The sequence below is a fragment of the Algoriphagus lacus genome (assembly GCF_003583985.1).
Lineage (GTDB): Bacteria > Bacteroidota > Bacteroidia > Cytophagales > Cyclobacteriaceae > Algoriphagus > Algoriphagus lacus.
Window position 1 is genome coordinate 251,513 of record NZ_QXML01000001.1, and the last position, 24,648, is coordinate 276,160.

A 24,648-nucleotide genomic window follows, 5' to 3' on the forward strand; every position below is an offset into this window, starting at 1 on the left:
GCCTTGAAAAAACTTTAAAATTTTTTGTGTTTTTTTTCGTTGAGACGAAATTTGATCTTAAAATCAGTACCTAAAACATGGAATTACTCTGGATCGTTGGTTTCTAGAGCGAGGGTCTCCCCATAAAAATGTGTATCTAATTGAAATTTCATGAGCTCCACCACTGTTTCTTATTCCCAATTTTGAAGTTGTTACGTCGTAGGAATAGCCAATATCAAGTCCATTTTCAAGGGCAATTCCAACTACACCAATGAACGCTTCATTATTTGGAAGACTGTTTTTGGTGGGAAGTCCCCGATACCAAAGCCCCAATACCAGTGGTTGTAAAAATACCTGAGCTCCAATATCAAGTTGGCTGAATGGATCCTGCTGTTTATAGTTAAATGCAAATGAAACAGAACGCTCTTGGTAATCATGGGTAAAATAATCCCTTCCTCCCGGAGTCAGATTAATCTTATATCCTCCTTGTAGGGAAATTTTCATGGGCAGAACACTGGTCTGATCTTCCACAAAAGAAACATTTGGTTCAGTTAGGTGGTGGGCTGAAGCTCCAAACCAAAATTTGTCATTGTAAAACATTCCTCCTACGGCATAATCCACGAAAGAATGGCGACTATCCAAAGGAACTCCATTAAGTTCGTCTGTAATTCCTCCGACGGACCCATTTACAATATCAATCATAGAACCAAAAACTAGATCGGAAAAAAATGCATCTCGTTGCATATAACTGACCTGACCTCCCACTCTAAAAAAGAAATTCTCACTGAGCCTTAAGCGATAAGAATAACTCAGTCCGATTTCGTTGGTCGAGAGATTGGCCATACTTTCTTGATTACCATTGAAGATCAGACCAATTCCGCTGTTGTAGTCAAAAATATAATGATCAATATAGGCAGAATACGAATTGAAGCTGTGATCTAGTCCGGGCCACTGGTTTCGATAATTCACCCCAACTCGGGTCAGTTCAGATGCTCCAGTAAGTGCAGGATTTAAGTAAAGAGGTGCTGCGTAAAACTGGGAATATTGGACATCCTGGGCTTTTGCAAATGCCAAACCCAAGAATAGGCAAACCCAAATTATGTACAGCTTTTTTGCCATTTATCTGATTAGAATAAATACCCCTGATTTTTCAATTTTTTCTCCAGATCGAGTTTGGAAAACAGCTCTGTAAACATAATTCCCATTTGGAGCATTTTTCCCGTTTAGAGTCCCATCCCACCCTTGGGTTTCCAGACTTTTTGATTCAAAAATCAATTCTCCCCAAGTGTTAAAGATGTAAACCTCCATTGAAGCAATACCCCTGAATTGAGGTTTGAAATATTGATTCTTTTGTCCATTAGGCGTAAAAGCATTCGGGATGATAATGACATAATCGTCCAAAACAGTAATTAACTTTTCTGTGACGGCAATACACCCAATTTCATCTATGGTGGTCAGCGTTACGGTATAGGTTCCTTTCTTTGTATAAATATGAGTTGGGTTTTCTTCAGAACTACTAGTTCCGTCGCCAAAATTCCAATTCCAAATAATTACTTTTCCAATGGAATTATCCAAGAAGTTTACTTTCTCCAAAATCTGTGCCTCAGAATTTGGAATGAAATTGCCCCCACCAAGATCCGCCTCATAATTGAAGTCTGGAAGAAGTTCTTCTTCTGCGATTAAGACTTGAATTCTCTGGTTGGGAGACCAACAATTTGATCCCTTAATTGCATTTTGCACTTGATAACTTCCACTTTGATTAACTGCCCCGATTTCATCAATCCGCATGAGGCTTCCAGCTGGACTTAGAATCTGATAGTCGTAGATATTAGGATCAAACCCCTCAATAAACTTCGTCAAATCCACAGTACCCTGAGGATCGCACACGATAGAAGGATTGGACACTCTAAGGTTTGGAATATCATAAACGAGTACCTCAACTGGTAGTAATGGAGGTTCACAAACTCCGGTTCCGGATATTTTCAAGTAATAAACGTAAGGATTTTGACGCCCCTGAAGTCCAGAAATTGAGAGTGTACCATCAGCTGCAATCTGGTAAGTAACTCCATTACTAGTACCAGGCAGAATTTGTCCCGATCCATTCGAATTTAGATACCAGGTAAATATTGGAGTTATCCCAGTTTGAGTGGTAGTAGGCCTCAGGGTTGCTGTTTCACCTTCGCAAATGACATCATCGTTTGAGTCAATTGGTGTTGGAATATTCTCAACTTGAATATCACTAGGGAGGGTCACAGAACACCCCCCGGTATCTGTTATTGTAAAACTGTAGTTACCGGACGGAAGGTTAACCAAACTGAATATTCCTGCTGGTACAATATCCGTTTTATAGAGCTGCCCATTTCGTTTTGTCTCTACTTTGTAGGTGGAGTTAAATCCACCGGTGATTTCGAAACTGATATTTCCATCTGAGGCATTACATGTTGCATCTTGTTTTGAAGGCATATTAACCTCCAAAGGAGCTACTGGACCCTTCACAATCAGATTTGGGAGTTGGACTAGGCAGCCTGCCCCGCTTTTTACGTATCCGGTGTAAATTCCAGGATTAACCACAAACGTATTGGAAGATTGGAATGTAATTCCGTCCAAAGAATAAGCAAAGGTGCCGTCTCCTGCACTTCCGGTAAATGTTATTGTGCCTTTTTCACCAAAGCAGACCTCATCCTTAATAGTTGCCGCCAAACCCGGAAGCCTATTTACAGTTACTTTTGGAGCTGCAGTAAAGCCTGGACAGGAATTGCCTCCAGATATTCTCACATAATAAGTAACTGGTGAATTGGTGGATTTCAATCCTGAAACTGATAGTGTTCCATCTGATGCAATCTGGAAAATATGGCCATTGGCATCCGGGTTCGGGCTGGAAACCACTGGTAAAGTGAGAGCGCTATTTTTAAACCATTCAAAAACAGCACCTGTTGGAATAGGATTAGGTATTGGCTTGAGAATGGCAGTTTCTCCTTCGCAAATCTCTGCATCATCCACCAAAATCTGAGTAGGACCATAGACCATCGTAATGGTATTGGAATTAACAGCACACCCTTCAGCATCTGTAATTCTCACATAATATTGTCCCGGAGATAGATTATTGATTTCATAAGTTGGCCCTTGGATTGTTTGAGTGTTAACAGAAGTGCCGTTTTTAAATAAAGTGACTGAATAAGGCGACCATCCCCCGCTAACCTGGGCTCTTATGACTCCTACATTAGCTCCGCAACTTGGATCAACTTTGCTTAATGGCGCCACTGCCAATGCTGCTATTGGTTGTTTCACCTCCACTTCAAAACTGGTCAAACAGAAACCTTCGTTGGAAACAGTGAGTGAATATTTTTTGGCTGCAAAAGTCCTAGCTTCAAGTTGAGCTTCTGTGATCGGAGCACCTCCATCCACTGAATACAGATACTTGGCATCTCCTCCTGACTGAACGACAATTCTGCCATCATTTCCTCCAAAGCAAGTAACGGGCTCGGGAGAAAATACCGGATTTGGAACAACTCTTACCAATGCATCCCCTTTTACAATGGCTTTTGTACATACCACATTTAAGTAAAATGAGTAAGGAACATTCTTTCCTGACAGACCGGTAATGGTAAGGTTTGAAGTTAAAGGATCTATTGAGTAACTGATGGTAGGATCGGAAGAATCTGGGCCGTTTGTTATTAATTGGGTTTTTCCTGGATCTTTATACCACTCCAAATCCGTTGGAGCGGATCCTGATATTGTATTGACAGGTTTGAGTATTACGCTTTCACCGGCACATATTTCCACTGGCGCAATCACATAGATAGGATCCGGCATTTCATCTACCTTGAAATCAAACGAAGCGATGCAGCCTTTTTGATCTTTTACTATCAAATAATAGGTGTCAGTCAATAAGCCCACAGCCTCAGTCAATCCTCCTGGAACAATTGGACCTGTTAAAGAACCCTTTCTCCATTCTGCTGTGTAATTTCCCCATCCACCGGTTACAACCACATTTTCAATACTTCCATTAGGTAAGTCACAGGAACTTCTTATGATATTGGGTTTATTGACGCTAATTGCTGCCGAAGGTCCATTAACAGTTGCTGTGGTTTGGAAAGTACAACCGTTATTTCCTGTACTTCGGATATTTACGGTATAAGTCCCAGGCCCGACACCCGTGAATACCTTATTGGATACAAAAGGCCCATTGTTCAAACTGTATTCGAATTTGCCATCGGCTCCGGAAGCATTTACAGTAATGGTTCCATCTTTAGCGCCAAAACAAATTTCGTCAGTTACGACCGAGGTTGCAGTAATGGGATCATATACTTTGACACTTGCAACAAAAGGCGGATTTGGGCAATAACCTGGCCCTTTGGCAACCAAATAGTATTTATAGTCGCCAACCTGAAGACCTCCAACTGTCAGTTCCTGATTAGTAGAATTAATGGTAAACACATGACCATTAGCGTCAGGCGTTGGGCTGGACAAAATTTCTTGAGTGGCGCCGGCATCCTTATACCATTTCAGTTCTGCTGACCCGGTCGTAGTAACTGCAGGAGTGATTTTTGCAACATCCCCAAAACACAATTCCTCCACCATTGGAGCAACTGTAATTGGTATTCCCACGTCGTTAATCAAAGTTCTGGTTAGAACTTTGGTACAGGAATTCGCATCCTTAATGCGGATTTCATAATTGCCAGGGCTGAGATTCTGATAGACTTTAGGTGATGTGGGAGAGTTGGTAGTTTCCACTAAAACACCATTTTTAAGAAACTCTAAAGTATATGCAGGGGTCCCCCCGGAAAAACTTACCTCTAAAAGTCCGTTGGACTCACCGCAGGCAGGTTGAATCACTTTTGGAAGATCAAATAACAATGCAGGAGCTCCTTTTACCTCCGCAGAGATTGTTCCAATACAATTTGTTCCTGCGGTTACTTCAACGGTATAATTGCCTGGATTCAATCCATTAAATGTATTTGAATTTTGAAATGGCCCTCCGTTAAGGCTGAAAGTATACGTGCCAAATCCTCCGCTGGCATTGACAACTATTTGTCCAGCTCCAACCCTACACAAATCGTCCAAAACATTGGCTGAAAGGGCAAGTGGAGGAAGGACCAAAACCTGAACTCGCTTAAGTTGACCTGCAGGAGTGGCACAAAGGTTTTGAGTAGGATCAGCTGCTACTTCAACAAAATATTCAAGTGGGGTAGCGCTTTGGGTTAAACCAGTAATTGTCAAAATACCCGGACCTGTAATTTGATATTTTACGGCTCCTTCTGTTAGACCATTAGTTATTGGCTTTGTCTTTTGGTTATCCTTCCACCAAATAAATTTTGGGTTAGCGGCATCAGTAGGATCCTCCAGCTGAGGATTGAAAATAACAGGAGTACCCTCACAAATTTGTTGATCATCTAGAACGACTTCTACTGGAGTTCCTCGGACATCTTTTACCTCAAATTCAAAGGTGTCGTCACAAGCACTGTTTGTAGCCGGGTTATTTACTGTAAGATAGTATTTCCCAAGGTTGATGCCGTTTACGCCTATGGTTGCCTGGATGTATGAACCCACCATAGTTTCTGATTTGGTATAGCTGGAGGCAGGCAGGATGTTGCCATTTTGGTCCTTCCAAGTGAAGCTGTATCCCGGAATAAGGTCTTTGAGAACAACGTTTGTTATGTTTCCGTCATTTTGACCATTACAAGTAGGACCTATGATTGCCCCGGTACTATCAATTTTTGGAAATGGATTTACTGTTACTGTTACAGTTCTAGGCTCAGAAGTCAAGCCATAATTGTCGATTACATTGTAGTAAATAGTGTGGGTTCCAAAAAATCCAGGTTCCGGAGTGAATTTGATTTTAGCTTCATTCCGTTCATTTATGAAGTTTCCATCAGTTAAGTCTTCCAAAATTGACTCAAATGTTCCAACTCCCGGAACAACGATTTTTTTGTTTTCCGGCTTACATTTTTCCACGCAAACTCCTGAAAGTCCGCAATTTCCAATAAATGGATCCCCGTTTGGATTAGGCGTATTGTTAGGTGGGCCAGGATTTGTAGGAAAAAGTTGCAAACATCGAATAAACTGGTTTTGTGCAGGAAGACTAACATCAAAGTCAAATGTCAGATCTTCATCAAAACAAACTTTCTCATTAAGATTGGGTGGGTTTGGAGCCAGCAAAGGGTCGATGCTGGAAACCTCCACTGTTACGTTTCGGATTTCGTGAAAACTTGTCCTATCCCCTGTTGAAGCTGCAAATCCAACTTTCAGGTTTTGTGGTGCTGTATATGGATAAGGTACATTGGAGAATATTGGAACCACTTGTGGGCCTGAAGGAGTAGTAATCAACATACTCATGGAAATGGTATATTTTCCAGCTCCATTAGGCCTTAAATCAATAAATACCTTCCGATACCCATTTATTGCACAATTTGTAATTCTGGAAGGTGCTCCAACGGTAAATCTCTGAGCCGGTGACAAAAAATACTTAGCAGGTAATCCTGTATATGGAGCGCCATCTGCGGGATCATTAAATAAAATCTTGCCATCGATAAAAGGATAGCTATTATAAATAGGTGTACTTGGGAACAATGCCGGGAAACCAACAAAATTTCCAGTCATGCCATTATCTCTGACTACATCAGCTGGATCAACAGGGCCGCGAATTGCAATATTGTTTGGGTATCTCGGAAAAAACGCTGGCGAGAGACCAGAGCCATACTCAAAAGGATTGGCAAAACCGCCGTATCTACCTTCGTATTGGTTACCCCAGTTTCCTCTTGCATCAAGGCCTATACCCATATAAGCCCCTTTCAGTCCGTATCCACCACCGAAATTTCCACCACTGTATCGAAGGGGGGAATATCCCAAAGATCCTCCAAGTCCACCAATTTGAAATTCGTTTGGATTTACAGGAGCAACGTTGTCGTTAGCTACAATTGATCCATCGAAGAGGAAAAAGCTAAACCCATCACCTGGTTCATTTGGTGAAATAGGGCCATAAGCAAAATATTCGAAAGAGGTCTTAATTCCATAGGCCGAAGAAAATGGAAGATCCACGAAAACCCATCCCCGTTGGTTAATATCGTTGGTAGTTAATCGAAGGACACCATTCCCATTTGGGTCCACTCCTCCAGAGGTAAGAATTGCCTTATTCGGCACACCGTCAAAAACAGTATTTGCCCTCGTGGTAGAATTGGTAAACGGTTCGCAATATGGGAAACCATCTCTTGGAATAGCGACCTGGGCGTAGGCCTTCCCATCCAAAAGCCATGATAGCAAAAGGATATAAAACAAGAAAAGACTTACCTTTTTTCTCTTCGTCATGAGACTTCCGCCACCAATTTCCTCAGGTTAAAATTACAGATTTTAAGGTCTTTAACTCGAGTTCTATGTGTTTTTAGGATTTGAAACTACCAGGGCTTAGGATTGGGGCGAGCAATCAATCAATTTCATTCCTTATCGGGTAACGATCCATTTGCATTTTTCGCTTATCGACGTTCCATAAAACTCAATAATTATACCAAAGGCGCCTGATAGGGGCGCCTCTAGCTTAAAAATCCAATATTTCCTGATTTCGGATCAAATCCTCAAAATTTTCACGTTTGCGGATCAACAGCGCCCTTCCTTCCCAAATCAAAACCTCTGCAGGTCTGAGTCTGGAATTATAATTGGAGGCCATACTGTAGCCATATGCGCCTGCGTTTTTGATCACCAATAAATCCCCTGCTTTCACCTCTGTCAATTCCCGGTGGGAAGCAATCGTATCCGTCTCACAGATATAACCAACTACATTGTATTTGTTCTTTTTTCCCTCCGGATTGCTGAGATTATAGACACTGTGATATGCATCGTACATCATTGGTCGGATCAAGTGGTTGAGTCCCGAATCCACTCCAACAAAGGTTACGCTCGGGGTTTCCTTTACGACATTGGCCTTCACAAGCAGGTAACCGGCCTCACTTACTAGAAATTTTCCAGGCTCAAGCCAAAGCTCGAGTTGTCGGCCATAGTTGGAGCAAAAGTCCTGAAATGCCTCCCCGACTTTTTTCCCCACCTCCATGACATCCGTGGCAATGTCATTGGGCTTATAGGCCACTTTGAATCCACCACCAAAATCCAAAAACTTCAGATCTGGAAACTGTAGGGCAGCTTCGAAAAGCACATTCCCTCCTTTCAAAAACACCTCAGCATCCAGAATATCCGAGCCGGTATGGATGTGAAGTCCCTCGATTTTCAGCTTGTATTTTTTGACCAACTCCAAAATCTCCGGAAGTTGCTCGATGGAGATGCCGAATTTGCTCTCTTTGTGACCTACAGAGATTTTAAAATTTCCCCCAGCCATGATATGGGGATTGATCCGAATACAGGATGGAATGGCATTACCATAGGTTTTCCCAAACTCCTCCATCAGCGGAAGACTGTCCAGGTTGATCATGATTCCCAGCTCTACTGCCTCCTTAATCTCATCAAACCCAACTCCACTTGGGGTATACATGATTTCTCGAGCTGAATACCCGGCAAGCATGCACAGTTTGACTTCCTCAATAGAGACCGCATCAACACCAGCTCCTGCTTTTCTGATGAGTTTGAGAATATTGATATTGGAGAGCGCTTTGGTGGCATACTTAATTTTCAGCGGGACAGCTGAAAAAGCTTGTTGTAAGATTTTGACCTGATTGGTGATTTTCTCACCGTCATAAATGTAAAGAGGGGTGCCAAATTGGTCTGCTAATGCAGCGATGGCAACTCCTTGAATGTGCGTAGGATTGGGCACGAGAAATAGGTTTTAGGATATGAGCGCCAAAAATACCCAAACAATAAAAAAGGAAGGCTATTAACCTCCCTTTTTTTGGATTTAGTGTAATTAAGAAACTTAAAAACTTAACGTCAATGTTACGTGAAGGTTTGATTCATAAAAAATCGCTGGAGTCATGCCTGAGTTAAAACATGTTAACTGGTATTCCTACCCTCCGAATCACTCTAAATTTGCACTGTGTCCAAACGAAATATCACCTTAATCGTAGCCTTGATGTCCCTGGCCAGCTTTGGCTTGATGGGGTTTCAATACTATTGGGTGAGTAATGCTATCCGGATCAACCAAGAGCGGTTTGACCAAAATGTCCTTCAGGCACTTTCTGGCACTATTGCTACACTTGAAAAGGGAGAAGCCAGTGACGTGATCTTGGATCAACTGATTTTAGACTCTGCGCTACAAGAGAATCTATTCAAAAAAATCGATCCCATAGAGCTTCAGATCCAAGCTTTTCCTGCCTATACCAGGCCTTCCATAGTAGATACCTTTCTTACATCCCCTGCTCCCCAGATGAGTCCTACCTTCCGGAGAATGCTCCAATCCCGGGGAGTGGATGCAGACGTATTGTCTGAGTTGGAGAATTTTTTCACCTACATGACTCCAGAAGTAGCCTCTACGATGTTTACTCCGGATGAAATGGAGATTCTTCTACAAGAGAAAGAACGACAACTTGAATACATCAGCAAAAATCAACGTTATCAGCGGGAACGCACACGAGTAGTTTCTCTTTTTCCCTCGCTACAAGCGGAAGTGAATATCCCAGCGGATGCAATGGAAAAAATCAGGAAGACAAATTTGAAAATTGACCTGATGAATAAGGCATTTGAGGAATTGGCAGAGGGACAACGTGCGATTACGGATCGTCTGGATACCGGAGCGGTGAGAACCTTACTGAAAACACAACTAGCAGAACGTGGGATATCGGAGGATTTCGAATTAGCCCTTTCTGGAGACCGTGGGGAGGTTCTTCCAATTGGTCATGTCACTGACTCGTCAAGTTTGCTTAATGATGGGGTACAGGCTAAGCTTTTTCCAAATGATATTTTAGGAAAAGACAATTACCTCTACGTGTATTTTCCGGAAAAAAACAGCCATGTCTTCCGGCAAGTTTGGCTTCCAATTTCCAGCTCCATTGTTTTTATTCTCGTAATCATTTTCTGTTTTGTATACGCGATCAAAGTCATTATTCGTCAGAAGGCCCTCTCTGACATCAAAAATGACTTTATCAACAACATGACTCATGAGTTTAAAACTCCACTGGCTACCGTGAGTTTGGCGGTGGAGGCTTTACAGGACCCAGATCTTTCCAATCAGGACAAGTTTCGATCAAGGTATTTGGGAATCATCAAGGACGAAAACAAGCGGTTGGTTTCCCAGGTGGAAAAAGTACTGCAGGCCGCTGCTTTGGAAAAGAAGGATTTCAAACTTAACATCGAAACGATAAATCTATCCGAACTTCTGGCTAGTACAGTAGACCATATCGGCCTTCAAGTCGAAAAACGCGGTGGAAAAATCGAATTCCAAAACCGACTGAAAAACCCAGAGATCGAAGGGGATGCCTTTCACCTCACCCATATCTTCAATAACCTACTGGACAACGCCAACAAATATTCCCGGGAAAATCCAGTAATCCGAGTGGAGGCAAAGGAAGATGGTGATCAGGTGATAGTCAGCATTCAAGATCAGGGAATCGGCATGTCCAAAGATGCGGTAAAAAAGATTTTTGATAAATTCTATCGGGTACCCACCGGAAATGTCCACGACGTAAAAGGTTTCGGACTGGGGCTTGCATATGTGAAAACCATGCTGGAGGCCCATAGAGGAGAAATTCACGTACAATCAGAAATCGGAAAAGGAAGTACCTTTATTATTAACCTACCCAAAACACAATGAGCAAGGCCAAACTATTAGTTGTAGAGGATGATCCGAATCTCGGAGATATCCTTCAGGAATACCTGCAAATGAAAGGCTACGAACCGACCCTTTGCCGGGATGGGGAAGAAGGCTGGAATAAATTCAAAAAAGATAAGTACGACCTCTGCTTATTGGACATCATGATGCCCAAAAAGGATGGCTTCACTTTGGCAAAAGAAATCAAGAAAGTTCAGGAAGACCTCCCCATTCTTTTTCTAACTGCCAAGAACCAAAAAGATGACATCATCGAAGGACTGAAAATCGGCGCTGACGATTATTTGACAAAGCCGTTCAGCATGGAAGAGTTACTGTTGAGAATCACCGCTATTCTCAGAAGAACCCAAAAATCAACAGAAGTTTCCCCACTCAAGACCTACACTTTCGGAGACTTTGTCCTTCACTACGATGAGCAGTTTATTGAAGGTCCCGGGGGAAAGCACAAGCTGACTTCCAAAGAAAATGAGCTTATCCGTCTCCTTGCATCAGAAATCAACAAGCTGGTCAACCGCAGCCATGCGCTCAAGCAAATCTGGGGTGATGACAGCTACTTCAACGCCCGCTCCATGGACGTTTACTTGAGCAAAATCCGCAAAATCCTCAAGGACGATCCCAAAGTACAGATCATCACTGTGCACGGGGAAGGGTTTAAGCTGATTGTGGGAGAAGGATGATTGGAGTAGCCAGATCAAGACCTACAGGTCGAATGAATTACTCAAAACCCCTGAATGGATTCAATTCAGGGGTTTTTACTTTCAAAGGGTTTATTTCGAAACTGACGGCAGGAAAAAAATGACTCCCAAACATCCTTGCCTCCTAACTTCCCAACATTTACACCAACTCCGCCCCGATCCCCGGTCCGTCCGGAAAAGTCACTTTTTCAGGAGTAATCCTTACTCCTTTTGCAGGATCTTTTGCCAAAAGCATCGCTCCGTCCATATCGACATAGTCCAGTAGCGGAGCAATGTGGGCAATAGCTGTAATTCCGACGGAAGATTCCGTCATACAGCCGACCATGGTTTTCATGCCGAGTGACTTAGCTTCGTGAATCATCCGAAGTCCCGGAGTGATGCCTCCTGCCTTAACAAGCTTGACATTAATGGCATGAAATAGGCCGTGGCATTTTTTCACATCACTCTCCACGATGCAGCTTTCATCGGCCATAACGGGAAGTTTGGAATACTTGAATACCTCCTTCATTCCTTCCAAATCGTCTTTTCCCAGTGGCTGCTCCATAAATTCCACTCCCAGTTTGGCCAATTCTTCAGAGTTTCGGATCGCTTGTTCAGCGGTCCAGGCGCAGTTGGCATCGATTCGGAAGACAGAGTCGGTGTGCTTTCGGAGTTCGCGGACGATTTCGAGATCATTGCTCGTTCCCAGCTTGATTTTATAGATCGGCCAGTCAACTTCCTTCATTTTGGAAACCATTTTCTCCACTGTATCGATCCCAATGGTGAAGTTAGTCGTGGGAATATGAGAAGGATCCAAGCCAAGGTATTCGTAGAGTTTTTGACCTTTTTTCTTGGTAAAAATATCCCATGCCGCCAAATCCAAGGCACATTGGGCAAAAGGATTTGCTTTGAAAACTTCTTTTCCCAACTCCCATAGGTCCTCAGGGGATTTCCATTTGCCTGATTCAACCACCGGACGGATTACCTCCAGACAAGCCGTCATATTTTCAATCGTAATTCCATAAAAGGGATTGGTAGTGGACTCACCCAAACCGAATAATCCATTTTCCTCCAATTTGACGATCAGGGTATCCTGAATATCCCTACTCTGGTGAGCAATGGTAAAGGTGTGCTTGAGAGGAAGGTCAAAAATCTGGTAGCTTAACTTCATGTGTCTAAAGTTTTTTTACATAAGGCCACATGTAATCTCACATCACTTACAGCCCCTCTACTTTGTGTCTCCTGCAATTTGCTCGATTTCATGGCATGATTTTTTGGGCTTCGGCAAAAATACACGGATTTATTTCACCCGAATGGCTAGTTTTAAAATCGTTTGATCCAACCTGTTCCTATGAAAATTTCATCCATAATTGTCCTTCACTTATTCTTGATCTTATCCCTGAGCACCCCACTTTCAGCTCAGGTTACCTATTCACAGGTTTCCCTTGGAAAGTTGGAATCTGCATTTGAAAAATATAAAGAACCAGCAATCACACACCGGCGGTTTAAGCATGCAGATATACAGCCTTTGATCCGGAAGCATTCCGGAGCCTTTCAAATCGAGAAGTTGGGAGAATCTGTCAACGGAAAAAGCATTTCCAGCATGAGTTGGGGCGATGGACAGACCAAAGTCATGCTCTGGTCTCAGATGCATGGAAATGAAAGTACGGCAACAATGGCACTTTTTGACCTATTCAATTTTCTGGAAGCTTCCGGGGATGAGCACGGGGAATTGAGAAATCTCTTGAAGTCAACCCTCAGCTTGAAATTTATCCCGATGCTTAATCCCGATGGAGCAGATGGTTTCAAGCGTCGAAACTCTCTGGATATCGATCTGAACCGGGATGCCATATCGCAGATTTCTCCCGAAGCCGTAATCCTGAAAACTGCCCGGGACAGCTTCGCGCCTGAGTTTGGATTCAATCTTCACGATCAGCAGATCTATTACAATGTGGTCAATACGCCAAAGCAAGCGACGATTTCTGTATTGGCCCCGGCCTATAACCTGGAAACCGAAGTCAATGAGGTACGTGGCCGCGCGATGAAAACCATTGTCGGAATGAATGAACTCCTGCAGCAAATGATTCCCGGACAGGTTGGAAAATACGACGATGCATTTGAGCCCAGAGCATTTGGAGACAATATCCAAAAATGGGGGACCAGCACAATTTTGATCGAATCGGGTGGATATCAGGGTGACCCGGAAAAGCAATACATCCGAAAGTTGAACTTTATGATCATCCTCAACGCGCTGCATCAGATAGCAACCAAAAGCTATGAACAGTACACCACGGAGCAGTATTTTGCCATTCCGGACAATGGGTTTCAGCTGATGGATTTGATCATCAATGAGATGCAAGTCAAAGTTCAGGACAAATTGTACCCGCTTGATTTGGCAATCCGACGCAGAGAAACCGATTCCAATGGATCTTATTTCATGACCGGATCTGTGGAGGATTTGGGTGACATGCAGATCTTCTTTGGTTTTGAGACGCTGGACGCGACAGGCTTGGTACATACCGAAGGGAAATTGTATCCGACCGCTTTTGATGGGATCAAAGACATCTCCCAGGAAAAGGCCTTGGACTTGCTGCGTCAGGGTTTTTTGGCCGTCAAAGTAAAGACGGGGGAAGCGAGACAAATCCATGACTTACCCGTTTTGGTTTTAAAAACCACCGAGAAATTCTCCGGAGGTTGGATGACAGGTGCCACTCCCAACTTTTTCCTTGCCAAAGACGGAGTTCTGAAATTTGCAGTGGTCAATGGCTATCTAATCGATTTGGAAAATCCTAAAAAACAGGAGTTTCGAAACCGGATTTTCTGAGTGTTAAATGTCCTAAAGATTCTCAAAACCCGCTATTCAGGCGGGTTTTTTGCTCTTTGGATTGACTGGAATTAGCGCTAACTTCAATCAACACTTTCCCCCGTCAACATGAGAAAGAACCTTTCGGCAATAGTTTTTGCCATAGCCATTGTCATCGCTGCTTTTGTATTAGGAAACGCGGTCATCAACCGAAACCGTCCCCAGGGAATGATCCACGTGACCGGATTGGGAGAGCAGAATTTTACTTCGGACCTGATTGTATGGGATGGAAATTTTTCTCGTGAAAGCAAAGATTTGAAAGAAGCCTATGCAAATCTAGAAAGTGATCGGGCAGCAGTAATCAACTATCTGAAGTCAAAAGGCATTCCTGCTGAGCAGATGGTTTTCAACGCAGTCACCACTACCCCGATTTACCAACAAAACTATACGGCAAACGGCAACTTTGCCGGTCAGACTTTTCAAGGTTATCAACTGAATCAGTCCTTGGTCATCGAATCCAAGGAAGTCGAGAAGGTGGAGAAAATCAGCCGGGAAATCACCGAATTGCTCAATCAGGGGATTACCTTTTATTCCATGCCTCCAAGATATTACTACACAAAGCTGGAATCCCTGAAACTGGAAATGATTGCCAAAGCAACAGAAGACGGAAGAATCCGGGCAGAGCGAATTGCCGAAAACTCAAATTCCAGTCTGGGCGACTTGGTCAGTGCCAACATGGGAATTTTTCAGATTACCGGGCAAAATTCCGGGGAGGATTACTCCTGGGGAGGAACCTTCAATACCGCAGCAAAAAACAAAACCGCATCGATCACCATGAAGCTGAGTTTTGAGGTGGATTGACTTAGTTTTAAAGAATGAAAGGAAAGGGAAACCAAGCCGGACTGCACGCACGAAATATCCATCAGGGACGCTATGACCTGGACGCATTGGCGAATACTCTTCCTGAACTGAATACCTTCCTTTTTACCAATGAGTACGGAAATCTAACCCTTGATTTTTCCGACCCAACGGCTGTAAAAGCACTTAACCGAGCCTTGCTTCTTCACTTTTACCACCTCCAGTTCTGGGACATTCCGGAGGGATTTCTTTGTCCTCCGATTCCCGGCAGGGCGGATTACATTCATTATTTGGCAGATTTGCTGGGAGATAGCCATTCCGGAAAAATTCCCGCCGGACTAAAAATCAAGGTGTTGGATGTGGGTACGGGAGCCAATCTGATCTATCCGATCCTCGGAAATGCATGCTATGGATGGAGTTTTGTCGGTTCGGAGTTGAACCCCCTGGCTATCGCCTCGGCAGAACACATCATTTCCAAAAACCCACATTTCAGCGGGAACATTGAAATCCGGGCGCAAACCAATCCTGAAAATATTTTCTCGGGCATTATCCAGCCCAATGAGTTTTTTGACATGACGATGTGCAATCCTCCCTTTCATGAATCGGCCCTGGCCGCATTGGAGGGAAGTCAGCGAAAGGTTAAAAATTTGACTGGTAAATCTTCACCAAAACCGGAATTGAACTTTGGAGGACAGGCTGCTGAACTCTGGACCGATGGAGGAGAACTGCAGTTTATCCGAAAAATGATTCAGGAAAGCCTGAATTTCAAAAGCCAGGTGTTTTGGTTTACTTCCCTGGTTTCCAAATCCGAAAACCTAAAACCACTTCAAACCCAACTTGAAAAGTCGGGAGCCGTGGCTCAAAAAATCATTGAGATGGCGCAGGGAAATAAGAAAAGTCGATTTATTGTCTGGAGTTTTTTGAATGAAAAACAGCGGAAAACCTGGTCTGAACACCGCTGGTCCTAAAAAGAAAACTCTCCACGTTTTTTGAACCATGGAGAGTTTTTGGATCCGAGGATGGTGTTTCCTCTAGCTTCTTTTAATCTACTTATGGATTAAAAATTTGACCTAGTCTGTGTCTTTCCAGATCCTACTTATCATGCATTCAGCGTGTATTCCACACTGATTTCCATATTCAAGGCTCTGGAGATCGGACAGTTTTTCTCTGCATCCTTCACCAATTCTGCAAATTTCTCTTCTGAAATTCCGTCTACTTTCGCCTTGAGTACCAAGTGAGACTTTTTCAATGTTCCTTCTTCAAAGGTAATATTGGAAGTGACATCCAATTCCTTGGGAGGGAAATTTGCCCCGCTCAAGTTGAAGCTAAGTTTCATTGCAAAACAACCTGCGTGAGCTGCTGCAACCAATTCTTCGGGATTTGTTCCTACCCCGTCTTCAAATCGGGTATTAAATGAATACTGGGTTTTGTTAAGGACAGTGCTGGCAGTGGTCAAGTGGCCGGAACCTTCTTTGCCGCTTCCGTTCCAAACGGCAGTTGCTTTTCTGATCATGGGATTAAAGAGTTTTTATGGTGAAAAGATAATTGATAAAGGGATTTTTGTTGCTTTAAGTTTCTTGAATCTATTTTTTTAATGGTCGCACAAGCTGTTGCCAATTTAAATTACAGATTGACAGGGAAATTAGGCGTTTCTTTCAATTAGCAAATGGTCGATGTTTCTGAAATCCGTGGCAGTTTATGGCATTATCTGGGTAAATCTGTGGGGGAATTAAATCTTTGCCAAGCTTTTAAAAACCTCCAAGTACTGATTTGTTACAAAGTCCCAGTTGTATTTCTGTGTTAGCCCGGACCGTGCAGTCAGTCGGAGTCCTTCCATCCTTTCAGGCTCAAGTTCCGCCTGCTCCACTATCTTTTTGACGGATTCCGCTCTTTTCTCAAAGTACCGCCCATGCTTTCCCTTTTGAAGCATTTCCTGATTGAATGGCGTATCCAAAGCCAAAATCGCACATCCATAGCCCAAGGCCTTCAGCATGGCAGGATTGGTCCCGCCAAACTCATGCCCATGAAAATAAGCATAGCAATGAGAATACAAAGCTGCCAGTTCGTTCGGATCAGTCACGTAGCCGGTAAACAGCAATCGTGGATCTTGTATATTTTTCAAGCGATTAGCCCAATCATCTGCAAAGGGAACATCACCTACCACCACCAGTGTACGCTTGGAATTGGATTTCAAAAATCCTTCGATAATAAGATCGGCATTGTTATCCGGCACGAGTCGACCTACAATCAGGAAATAGTCACGGCTATTCAGATTCCATTTTTTGATCGGATCCAAAGAGACGCTTTCCCTGGGATTGGCTCCATAGGCAATGACTTTCGAGTCTTTTTGGAACAGCTCCAAATACACCCTTCGCATTTCGTCTGAGTCGTTGATAACCTGATCGTAGAATTTGGTTGCCATCTTTGATGCCCAGAAAAAATAAGTCGAGCCGAGCCCTTTCCATTTAGGCCTCAACCACTCCAAACCATCCACATTAATGGCCGTTGGTTTGCCAAAAAGCCTTGAAATCACTCCAAATGGCCCATTTCCACTGTTCACCACAAAAATCACATCCACATCCGAAAGGCAGGCATGGATCATGGAAAAGAAGGTATGTGTCAGTTGGGTCAGGCTCTTGGACTCGATGGCAGGAGTGTAAATACACTCGATCCCATTGACCACTCTCGGACGGTCCTTGAACAAAGCCCGGTGATTGTACACCCGGACATGCACACCTTTGGCAACGAGTCGCTCACCGAGCTCTTTGATCATGGTATCATAGCCTCCATAAACATAAGGGTAGCCTTTGGCACCCATGATGGCGACTTTTAGCTTTCTTTCAGGTGCTGCCATAGGTGGGTTTTGATTTTTTCTTCGAAAGCCTTCAACCTGAATTCACTCAGTACCCGTTGTCTTCCAGCTTCGCCAAAGGTTTGCCTCAAGTTCCTGTTTTGAACCAGAGCTCCCAAAGCCTCCACACCTTTCTGAACATCCCCAATCGGGATCAGATAGCCCGTTTCTCCTTCCAAAACCAGCTCTGAGGCCCCTCCTGAACGGGTAGCTACGACTGGTTTTCCGGAAGCCATCGCTTCCAAAATCACCGTTGGAAAGGAATCCGGAAGTATGGAAGGCAGAACAAAAATATCCAAGGAAGCCATGATTTCCGGGATATCCTCCCGAAAGCCCAAGTAGCTCACCCGATCCTCCAATCTCTTTTCTCCAATCTCTTTTTTCAATTCTTCCAAAATGGGTTCATAGCCCGGAAATGGGTCGCCTACCAACACAAAGTAGGCAGTCGAGTAGGTCTTTGAAAGTATTTCAGCCATTTCGAGAAAGAAAAGCTGGCCTTTCCCCGGATTGATCCGACCGATCATTCCAATCAAAACAGAATTTTCAGCGAGACCCAACTCAGTCCTTAACGTGGCTGTGGCCGTCAGAAATGCATCATACGGAATGCCGTTGTGAATCACCTGGATTTTCGATTCCTTCAAAAAAGGCTGCCAGTGTTCTGCCACCGCTTTTGACACAGCAATGGGTCGGGGAGTACTTTGATCGAGCAGATTGCTGAGCAACTTTACCAAAGGAAAAGGCCCGGGGATGATTTCATGAATGTGCCAACAATGCGGAATCCGGTTTCTTTTTGCCCAGTAGGCGCCGACGATTACAGCAAGCGTATTGGAATAGACCAGCCTGAAATCATATTTCCGGTGCAGTTTGGACAGGAAGCGATAGGCTTTGAAATTTTTCCCCAATCGGTTGATGAGCCCACTTGGATTCACATATTTTCTTCTGAGAATTCCCAGATTTTGGACATAAACAGGGAATCCTTCCTGTTCCAAAATCACCTGAAGGGGCCCCGGGCCGGTCAAAACAACCACAGGATTAAAACCTTCCCTCCTGTAAAGCCTCAACACCTGCAGAATGATTTTTCCCGAGCCATAGAGTTCGGAAGAGCTTTGCAAGAATAGGATGTTCCCCAAATTAGCCATTTCTTCTGAGGTAAATTCCCACAACTCCCGACTTTCCAAATCCGGTGGAAAAAACTTCCAAACCCCACGCAATCGGCAAAATCAAGGCAATCGAAACCAAAAGTCCCAGGGTTTTTTTTCGCTTCAGTCTAAGAATCAAATTCTCGTTGAACCCAACTTTTGACAACAGCGACTGCAGCATTCCCAAAACCCCAAGATGAACGGAGAAACCACGGGTACCTACTTTCTGAAATCCGATTTTGGAGAATTCCAGTTCCAATCCAGCTTCAGTCCAATGCGTCAAGTGCTTGGGAATATCCCAATGCATCCAGTCAGCCCCGGCAATTTTCGCCTGCCAGGAATCGGCTCTTGGAACCTCGATGTAGACCAATCCCTTTGAAGCCAGATTTTGACTTAAAAGCTCCTGCATCATTCCGATGGGACCGGGTAAATGCTCCAGCACATGGTTTAAAGTGATGAGGTCGAAGTTTCCTTGCTCGATTTTTCCACCGGAATAAAACTCACCCAAAACCCTGACTTGGTATTTTTCCCGGGCAAAATCCGCCCGATCTTTCGCTGTTTCGATTCCTAGGCCTTCGAATCCTACTTCTTTGGCCACCGCTAAAAACTGGCCTTTTCCCGAACCAAAATCCAAAATCGATTTGATTTTTGGGTGAAGTTTCAGGGCTTGGAGAAGAATTTTTTTAGCTTCTGAAAAAATGATCCGCTCAAAGATCGAGCGTCGATTGTCCACCACAGCATAGACTTCGTCTTCATAAAGTGCCTCAGTATCTACCTCCTCAGGCAGAAAAGTCCACCGAAGTCCGCAGCTTTCGCAGGAATGAACAGATCGGGATTGAGGGGCTCTTGTTGGAGAGGTATGACAAACCGGACAGGAAATTTGCCTCATGGAGAAGTTGGCGAACTCAGAATAATCTGATGAAAAGCTTGGATAAAATTTTGGGCTGAAAAGTCTTTGGATCTAGCCCTTCCCGCTTGGATAAGGTTAGATTTCAGCTCGTTTTCACGCTCCAAAAGTATCATTTTTTCCATCAAATCAGACTGATTTCCGCCTGCAAATGCCAGACCGGCCCCGCCAGCCACTTCGAGTAAAGCGGGCTGATCCGAGTGAATAACCGGCACTCCAAAACCCATGGACTCCAATATGGGTATTCCAAATCCTTCATTTTCTGAAGGAAATACGTAGGCAAATGCTCCTTCGTAGAGCGCTTTTATTTCTCCGTCGGAAACATATCCGGTGAGAAGTACTTTTTCTTCCAATCCAAGTTCCTTGACCAAGTTTCGGACAACCGGGAGATCATTCATCTGTCTACTTTGACCCGGGCCTCCTGCTAAAACCAGTTTCTTTTCGGAACGTGTTGTGGACAAAAATTCAGCAAATGCATTGACTAGCAAGGGGAGGTTTTTCCTTCGGTCAAAGGTGCCGATGTGGAGAAAATATCCCTCCTTTTCAAGTTTGTATTTATCCAAAAACTTGGGATCTGAAGCGGACTTAAGGCCTTTGGGGGCCTGATAGACTACGGTGATTGGCCAGGAACTTCCCAAATAATTAAGGAGCGATTGCTTGGAATATTCCGTTGTGGTGATGATCTCGGTGTTTTCTTTGAGTCCTTTTTTGATCAGACTTACAAAATATTTTCTCCACCAAGAAGGGTAGTTTTTGGGCATTTGCCAGAAAAACGCATCGTGGATCACCGTCAGTCGTCGGCACGGCAAGGATGCCGCCGGCGCAACAAAATCCGGACAGATGAGGACATCGGGTTTGTACTTTTTAACCAAATCGGGCAATTGAAACTCCTTCCATCGGAAATAATCCAAGTGGTAATTCAGTTTTTGAATTTTGGACTGATTGCCTTTGTAAGTCTGATCGGCTGACTGATCCTCCGGCTCATGGGTAAAAATCCACTCGATCTCCGGATGGGGATATTTTCGGGCCGCTTTAGCCAGTTCCATCATGTAGGTTTTGATCCCTGTGGTGGCGACGTTGAGGTATTGCAGGTCAAGGAGAACTTTCAAGGTTAATGGGGTTAGATTCCTCAAACAGTCTTTGGAGGTCTTTTCAAAGTTAAACTTAATCTGCTATACTCATTCACACTATACCCAATCATCCACCAAGTCAGCCAAGTTACATAGGTGTACATCTCTGCGTTGGCAGTGAAAAGTGGCAAGAGCAAACCCACCTTCGTCACCGCTCCGACAAAAGCAAGCCGGGCGGTCATCACCTCCTCGGTTTGGTAAAATACCCGAAGGCTTAAAATCACCCCGGAAGCCAATACCAAAACGTAAAGAATCATCCCCAGCCAACCCAGTTGGACACCATAGATCAGAAACTGGTTTTCCCCACCCACTCGAACCTCATCCGTCACACTTCCTGCATTTCCGCTCATCGCCAAACCAATACCCAAGGGATTGGCAACCATGGAGTCCAAAGCCAATAGCCATTCGACCACGTGGCCGATGCTGGAGGTATTTTCAAAAGTCAGAGTATCAACCACAAAAAAGTAAAAATCATCCGATGCAAAAGCGACCACATAGATCCCAAACCCAAGCAAGGCCAGAAAACCTGCCCCAATAAGCTTGTACAACCTGAAAACCAGCGCAACGAAAAAGATCATGATGAAAAAGGCCCCAAATGCAGCTCGTGATGCCGAAAAAACCAAGCTTCCCAAGGAACAAGCCATCACCAGCAAATACGGCCAGCTATATTCCTTTTTCGAGGTCAAAAACCAGATCAAGCCAGCCGCAAAGCCCATCAGGACGGAACTCGCCATTTCAAGTGGGTCGGAGAAAAAACCTGCCAAACGCTTGGTTACCGCTTGGGTCTCAAAGGTCCAAGTCAGGCCGAAATTCCCGGTGGGATCGATGTCGTTAATCGCTTGATTATACAATGCATAGCCGGTAAACTGCTGCAAATGCGCTCCCAAAAGGAAGTTTTCGACGCAGTTGATTACAAATGCTCCTATTGCCACGGCAAAAATGATTTTGAAAACCCAAGCAATCTCAATCTCATTAAACCGGGTATTTCTACCCAGGAAATAAACTAAGCCCGGTATCAGCATACTCTTGTAATAGAGGGCTTTGTTCAAAAATGAAGCTTCCCCAAGCGGTAGGAGGATGTAGAAAAAGGACAGGGTCAGAAATGCCAACATCAGCCAGTCGGTGGAGCGGAGTCGGAAAGGGTAATCAAAAATTCTCTTTCGATAGAAAATGAATCCGAGTATGGCCACCAAGACCACGACTTCTTTCAACACCTGAAAAATTCCTACGATTTCAGGCGAGCGGGTAGCCAGGTAAATGACACTCAGAGAGGTGATGTAAAACGGAAGAAATGAAGCTAGAAAATAAATAAAATGGCTCCATTTGCCCTTGAAAACCATCTCCTGAAGCACCCACAAAAATCCGGCGCCAACAGCCAATGCGATCAGAATAAAAAAGATTAGGGCCATTGAGGTGGGGATTGAAGAGGTTGGGTCAGACCGTCAACGATACCTTTTGCTACAGATTTCAGTTTTTGAAATCTTACCCTGATCAGGAAATACCCCATCCACAAGGTGAAACGGAGCAGATGATACATCAGTCCAATAGGCGCTTTTTGACTTCGAATTAGCAAAAACTGGTTCCTCACATGATAGTAAAACACCCTTGGACTCAAGGTCCCTTCGGCGTTCTTCTTTTTGGAAGAAGCCCCTGCTTCGTGGTAAACGATAGCTTTTTCTGCCAATGCGATTCTGAAACCCGCTTTGCGAAATCTAAGGGACCATTCCACATCTTCGAAATAGGTGAAATACTGCTCATTCAAAAGCCCCGTTTTCAATAAGGCCTCCCTGGAAATTAACATGCAGCAGCCCGTCGCCCAGTCGAGTTCCGGTTTTTTGAACCGATAATCCGAAATCGGAGATTGATCTCCTAAGGTAATGGCGCGTCCCAAAGCCGATATCCATTTTCCTCCAGCGCTCCAGATTTTTTTGGGATCATGCATGAAAAGGATCAAGGGCTGCACGACTCCAAATCTCGGCTCCTGATTGAATTTCCGAATCATTTGTCCCAGGAAATCTGGTTCGACTTTGGTGTCGTTGTTCAAGAGCATCACATTAGAAAATCCCTGCTCCAAAGCATATCGAATTCCAACATTATTGCCTCCGGCAAAGCCAAGGTTTTGGGAATTTTCGATCAATTCGATTTCAGGAAAGGATTTTTTCAATCTTGACCCTTCCTGATTTTGAGAAGCATTGTCGACCAAAATCACCCGGAAATCCGGGAAATCCACTTTACTGAGTGATTCCAAACAGGCTCTGGTAAAATCATACCCGTTCCAGTTGACCAAAATGATCGCGACCGATTCTTCAGGAATAAAAGCCATAGACCAAAGCTCGGTTTTGTCGGTATAGCAGTACCAGACAGATTAGGAAAACAACAATTTCTGTGGAAATAATGCCGATGCAAAGCCCTATCCCACCCATCCAAAAAGTCAGAATTACTGAAACTACGATCATGTAAACACACATCATCCAACTTGCCCGGAAGAGGAGTTCTTTCAGATCAGAAACCAACAGGAGTGTAATGTTTCCAACATTCAGACAAGCCAAAAAAGGAACGGGTGATAGAAATTGTAAGTAAATAACCGATTCTGCCAATTCAGAACGGGAAAGAACCCGGATGATCAATGGGGCAGTCAAAAAGGCTCCGGCTGAAATGAAGCCTCCAAAAAACAATACACGGATGTAGACCCCCTTTAAAAATCTATAAAATCCTTCTCGATCATCTTTAAAAAGCCTGGCCGCATTAGGGAAAATGGCCTGAATGATCAAGGCGGGAAAAAGCCGCAATACCATCACCACTCGTTCGGCAAGACTGTACATCCCAAGGGTCTCGGCCACTGAAAAAAAACTCAGAATAATCAGACCTCCGTTGATCGAAATATGACTGGCCAAATTGCTGAAAAATAGCAGCATGTTGTCCTTCAAACTTTTCCAGATTGCTGAAATTTCAGGGCGATAAAAGCGAATTCCCAGAAACGAATGGATGTATCCAAGCAACAGCAGGTTGATTCCCAGACCGAAAAACCCCATCAGAAAGTTGACCCATTTGCTTTGCTCAGGAGAATGAATGAACAGGACGATTCCCATCAAAAAGAGCAGCTTGGAGAAAATATTGGCAATGGAAACCAGCTTCATCTTTTCCATTCCCTGGAAAAACCAAAGGGGTAGCGTAGCTTCTGAAAAGAGTAATAGCACTGAAAAAACCAGAATCATCCGGTATTCCTGAAAAAGATTCAGTCCAAACGCTCCAGTCAAGATCAGAAATGTAGCCAATACGGCAAGCAGAACCTTTCCAGAAAAGACATTGGAAACCACATGGGAAAGGGCCGTTTTGTCTCCTTGATGTAAGGCAACCTCCCGAGGTGCACTTAGATTGTAGCCAAATCCAACCAGAATATTCAACAGGATAATAACCGAAAGAGCTAAGTTGACTAGCCCAAACTGATCCACTCCAATGCTTTGAATCAGCAAAGGCATGGAAATGAGGGAAATCAGTACGTTGGAAGACTGAATGACTGCCAAAAAGAGAAAGTTCTGGATGGACTTGTTCCGGATAAAATTCCCGATTGGGATGAGCAGGTTCAGTTTTTCAAACACGACAGC

General features: G+C 43.9%; 17 protein-coding genes. 5 read left to right on the forward strand and 12 right to left on the reverse strand.

Going from position 1 to position 24,648, the window contains the following annotated elements; all coding sequences use genetic code 11:
* Positions 1 to 63: 63 nt before the first annotated feature.
* The 3 genes from D0X99_RS00990 to lysA form a co-directional block, all read right to left on the reverse strand.
* Positions 64 to 1,098, reverse strand: coding sequence for a PorP/SprF family type IX secretion system membrane protein (locus D0X99_RS00990; protein WP_119475782.1), 1,035 nt, complete (start codon positions 1,096 to 1,098; stop codon positions 64 to 66).
* Entirely contained in the window at positions 1,099 to 7,284 is a 6,186-nt protein-coding gene (locus D0X99_RS20720; RefSeq protein WP_119475783.1) for a PKD domain-containing protein, read from the reverse strand.
* Positions 7,285 to 7,510: 226 nt separating this feature from the next.
* Entirely contained in the window at positions 7,511 to 8,734 is a 1,224-nt protein-coding gene (lysA, locus tag D0X99_RS01000) for a diaminopimelate decarboxylase (protein WP_119475784.1), read from the reverse strand.
* Positions 8,735 to 8,953: 219 nt separating this feature from the next.
* Between lysA and D0X99_RS01005 the strand changes: the two genes are divergently transcribed.
* Positions 8,954 to 10,666, forward strand: a complete 1,713-nt coding sequence (locus tag D0X99_RS01005) for a sensor histidine kinase (RefSeq protein WP_317133421.1) — start codon at positions 8,954 to 8,956, stop codon at positions 10,664 to 10,666.
* Positions 10,663 to 11,358, forward strand: coding sequence for a response regulator transcription factor (locus tag D0X99_RS01010; protein WP_119475785.1), 696 nt, complete (start codon positions 10,663 to 10,665; stop codon positions 11,356 to 11,358). The genes D0X99_RS01005 and D0X99_RS01010 overlap by 4 nt, the downstream gene beginning before the upstream one ends.
* 157 nt (positions 11,359 to 11,515) lie before the next feature.
* Here D0X99_RS01010 and D0X99_RS01015 read toward each other — a convergent pair whose 3' ends face one another.
* The gene (locus D0X99_RS01015) at positions 11,516 to 12,526 is read right to left on the reverse strand and encodes a dipeptide epimerase (protein WP_119475786.1); all 1,011 of its coding nucleotides are present in this window, start codon (positions 12,524 to 12,526) and stop codon (positions 11,516 to 11,518) included.
* Positions 12,527 to 12,706: 180 nt separating this feature from the next.
* Here D0X99_RS01015 and D0X99_RS01020 point away from each other — a divergent pair, with 180 nt between their 5' ends.
* The 3 genes from D0X99_RS01020 to rlmF all read left to right on the forward strand — a co-directional run bounded on the left by D0X99_RS01020 (position 12,707) and on the right by rlmF (position 15,984).
* Positions 12,707 to 14,179 (forward strand): M14 family zinc carboxypeptidase, encoded by a 1,473-nt coding sequence (locus tag D0X99_RS01020; protein ID WP_119475787.1) that lies wholly within the window; start codon positions 12,707 to 12,709, stop codon positions 14,177 to 14,179.
* Between the two features lie 108 nt (positions 14,180 to 14,287).
* Positions 14,288 to 15,019, forward strand: a complete 732-nt coding sequence (locus D0X99_RS01025; protein WP_119475788.1) for an SIMPL domain-containing protein — start codon at positions 14,288 to 14,290, stop codon at positions 15,017 to 15,019.
* A gap of 14 nt (positions 15,020 to 15,033) precedes the next feature.
* Positions 15,034 to 15,984 (forward strand): 23S rRNA (adenine(1618)-N(6))-methyltransferase RlmF, encoded by a 951-nt coding sequence (rlmF, locus tag D0X99_RS01030; RefSeq protein ID WP_119475789.1) that lies wholly within the window; start codon positions 15,034 to 15,036, stop codon positions 15,982 to 15,984.
* A 131-nt stretch (positions 15,985 to 16,115) separates the two neighbouring features.
* Here the strand turns inward: rlmF and D0X99_RS01035 are convergent, their stop codons facing one another.
* The 8 genes from D0X99_RS01035 to D0X99_RS01070 all read right to left on the reverse strand — a co-directional run bounded on the left by D0X99_RS01035 (position 16,116) and on the right by D0X99_RS01070 (position 24,642).
* The gene (locus D0X99_RS01035) at positions 16,116 to 16,529 is read right to left on the reverse strand and encodes an OsmC family protein (protein WP_119475790.1); all 414 of its coding nucleotides are present in this window, start codon (positions 16,527 to 16,529) and stop codon (positions 16,116 to 16,118) included.
* 216 nt (positions 16,530 to 16,745) lie between these two features.
* Complete coding sequence (locus D0X99_RS01040; RefSeq protein ID WP_119475791.1) at positions 16,746 to 17,870, reverse strand: DUF1972 domain-containing protein; 1,125 nt, start codon at positions 17,868 to 17,870, stop codon at positions 16,746 to 16,748.
* Complete coding sequence (locus tag D0X99_RS01045) at positions 17,846 to 19,006, reverse strand: glycosyltransferase family 4 protein (RefSeq protein ID WP_119476368.1); 1,161 nt, start codon at positions 19,004 to 19,006, stop codon at positions 17,846 to 17,848. Before D0X99_RS01045 ends, D0X99_RS01040 begins: the two co-directional genes overlap by 25 nt.
* Entirely contained in the window at positions 18,999 to 19,895 is an 897-nt protein-coding gene (locus D0X99_RS01050) for a class I SAM-dependent methyltransferase (protein WP_119475792.1), read from the reverse strand. The genes D0X99_RS01045 and D0X99_RS01050 overlap by 8 nt, the downstream gene beginning before the upstream one ends.
* Complete coding sequence (locus D0X99_RS01055; RefSeq protein WP_147392171.1) at positions 19,892 to 21,022, reverse strand: glycosyltransferase family 4 protein; 1,131 nt, start codon at positions 21,020 to 21,022, stop codon at positions 19,892 to 19,894. Before D0X99_RS01055 ends, D0X99_RS01050 begins: the two co-directional genes overlap by 4 nt.
* A gap of 20 nt (positions 21,023 to 21,042) precedes the next feature.
* Entirely contained in the window at positions 21,043 to 22,452 is a 1,410-nt protein-coding gene (locus D0X99_RS01060; protein ID WP_119475794.1) for an O-antigen ligase family protein, read from the reverse strand.
* The gene (locus D0X99_RS01065; RefSeq protein WP_119475795.1) at positions 22,443 to 23,366 is read right to left on the reverse strand and encodes a glycosyltransferase family 2 protein; all 924 of its coding nucleotides are present in this window, start codon (positions 23,364 to 23,366) and stop codon (positions 22,443 to 22,445) included. Before D0X99_RS01065 ends, D0X99_RS01060 begins: the two co-directional genes overlap by 10 nt.
* A complete protein-coding gene (locus D0X99_RS01070) occupies positions 23,350 to 24,642 on the reverse strand; it encodes an oligosaccharide flippase family protein (protein ID WP_119475796.1) in 1,293 nt (430 codons plus the stop codon). The genes D0X99_RS01065 and D0X99_RS01070 overlap by 17 nt, the downstream gene beginning before the upstream one ends.
* Between the last annotated feature and the right edge of the window lie 6 nt (positions 24,643 to 24,648).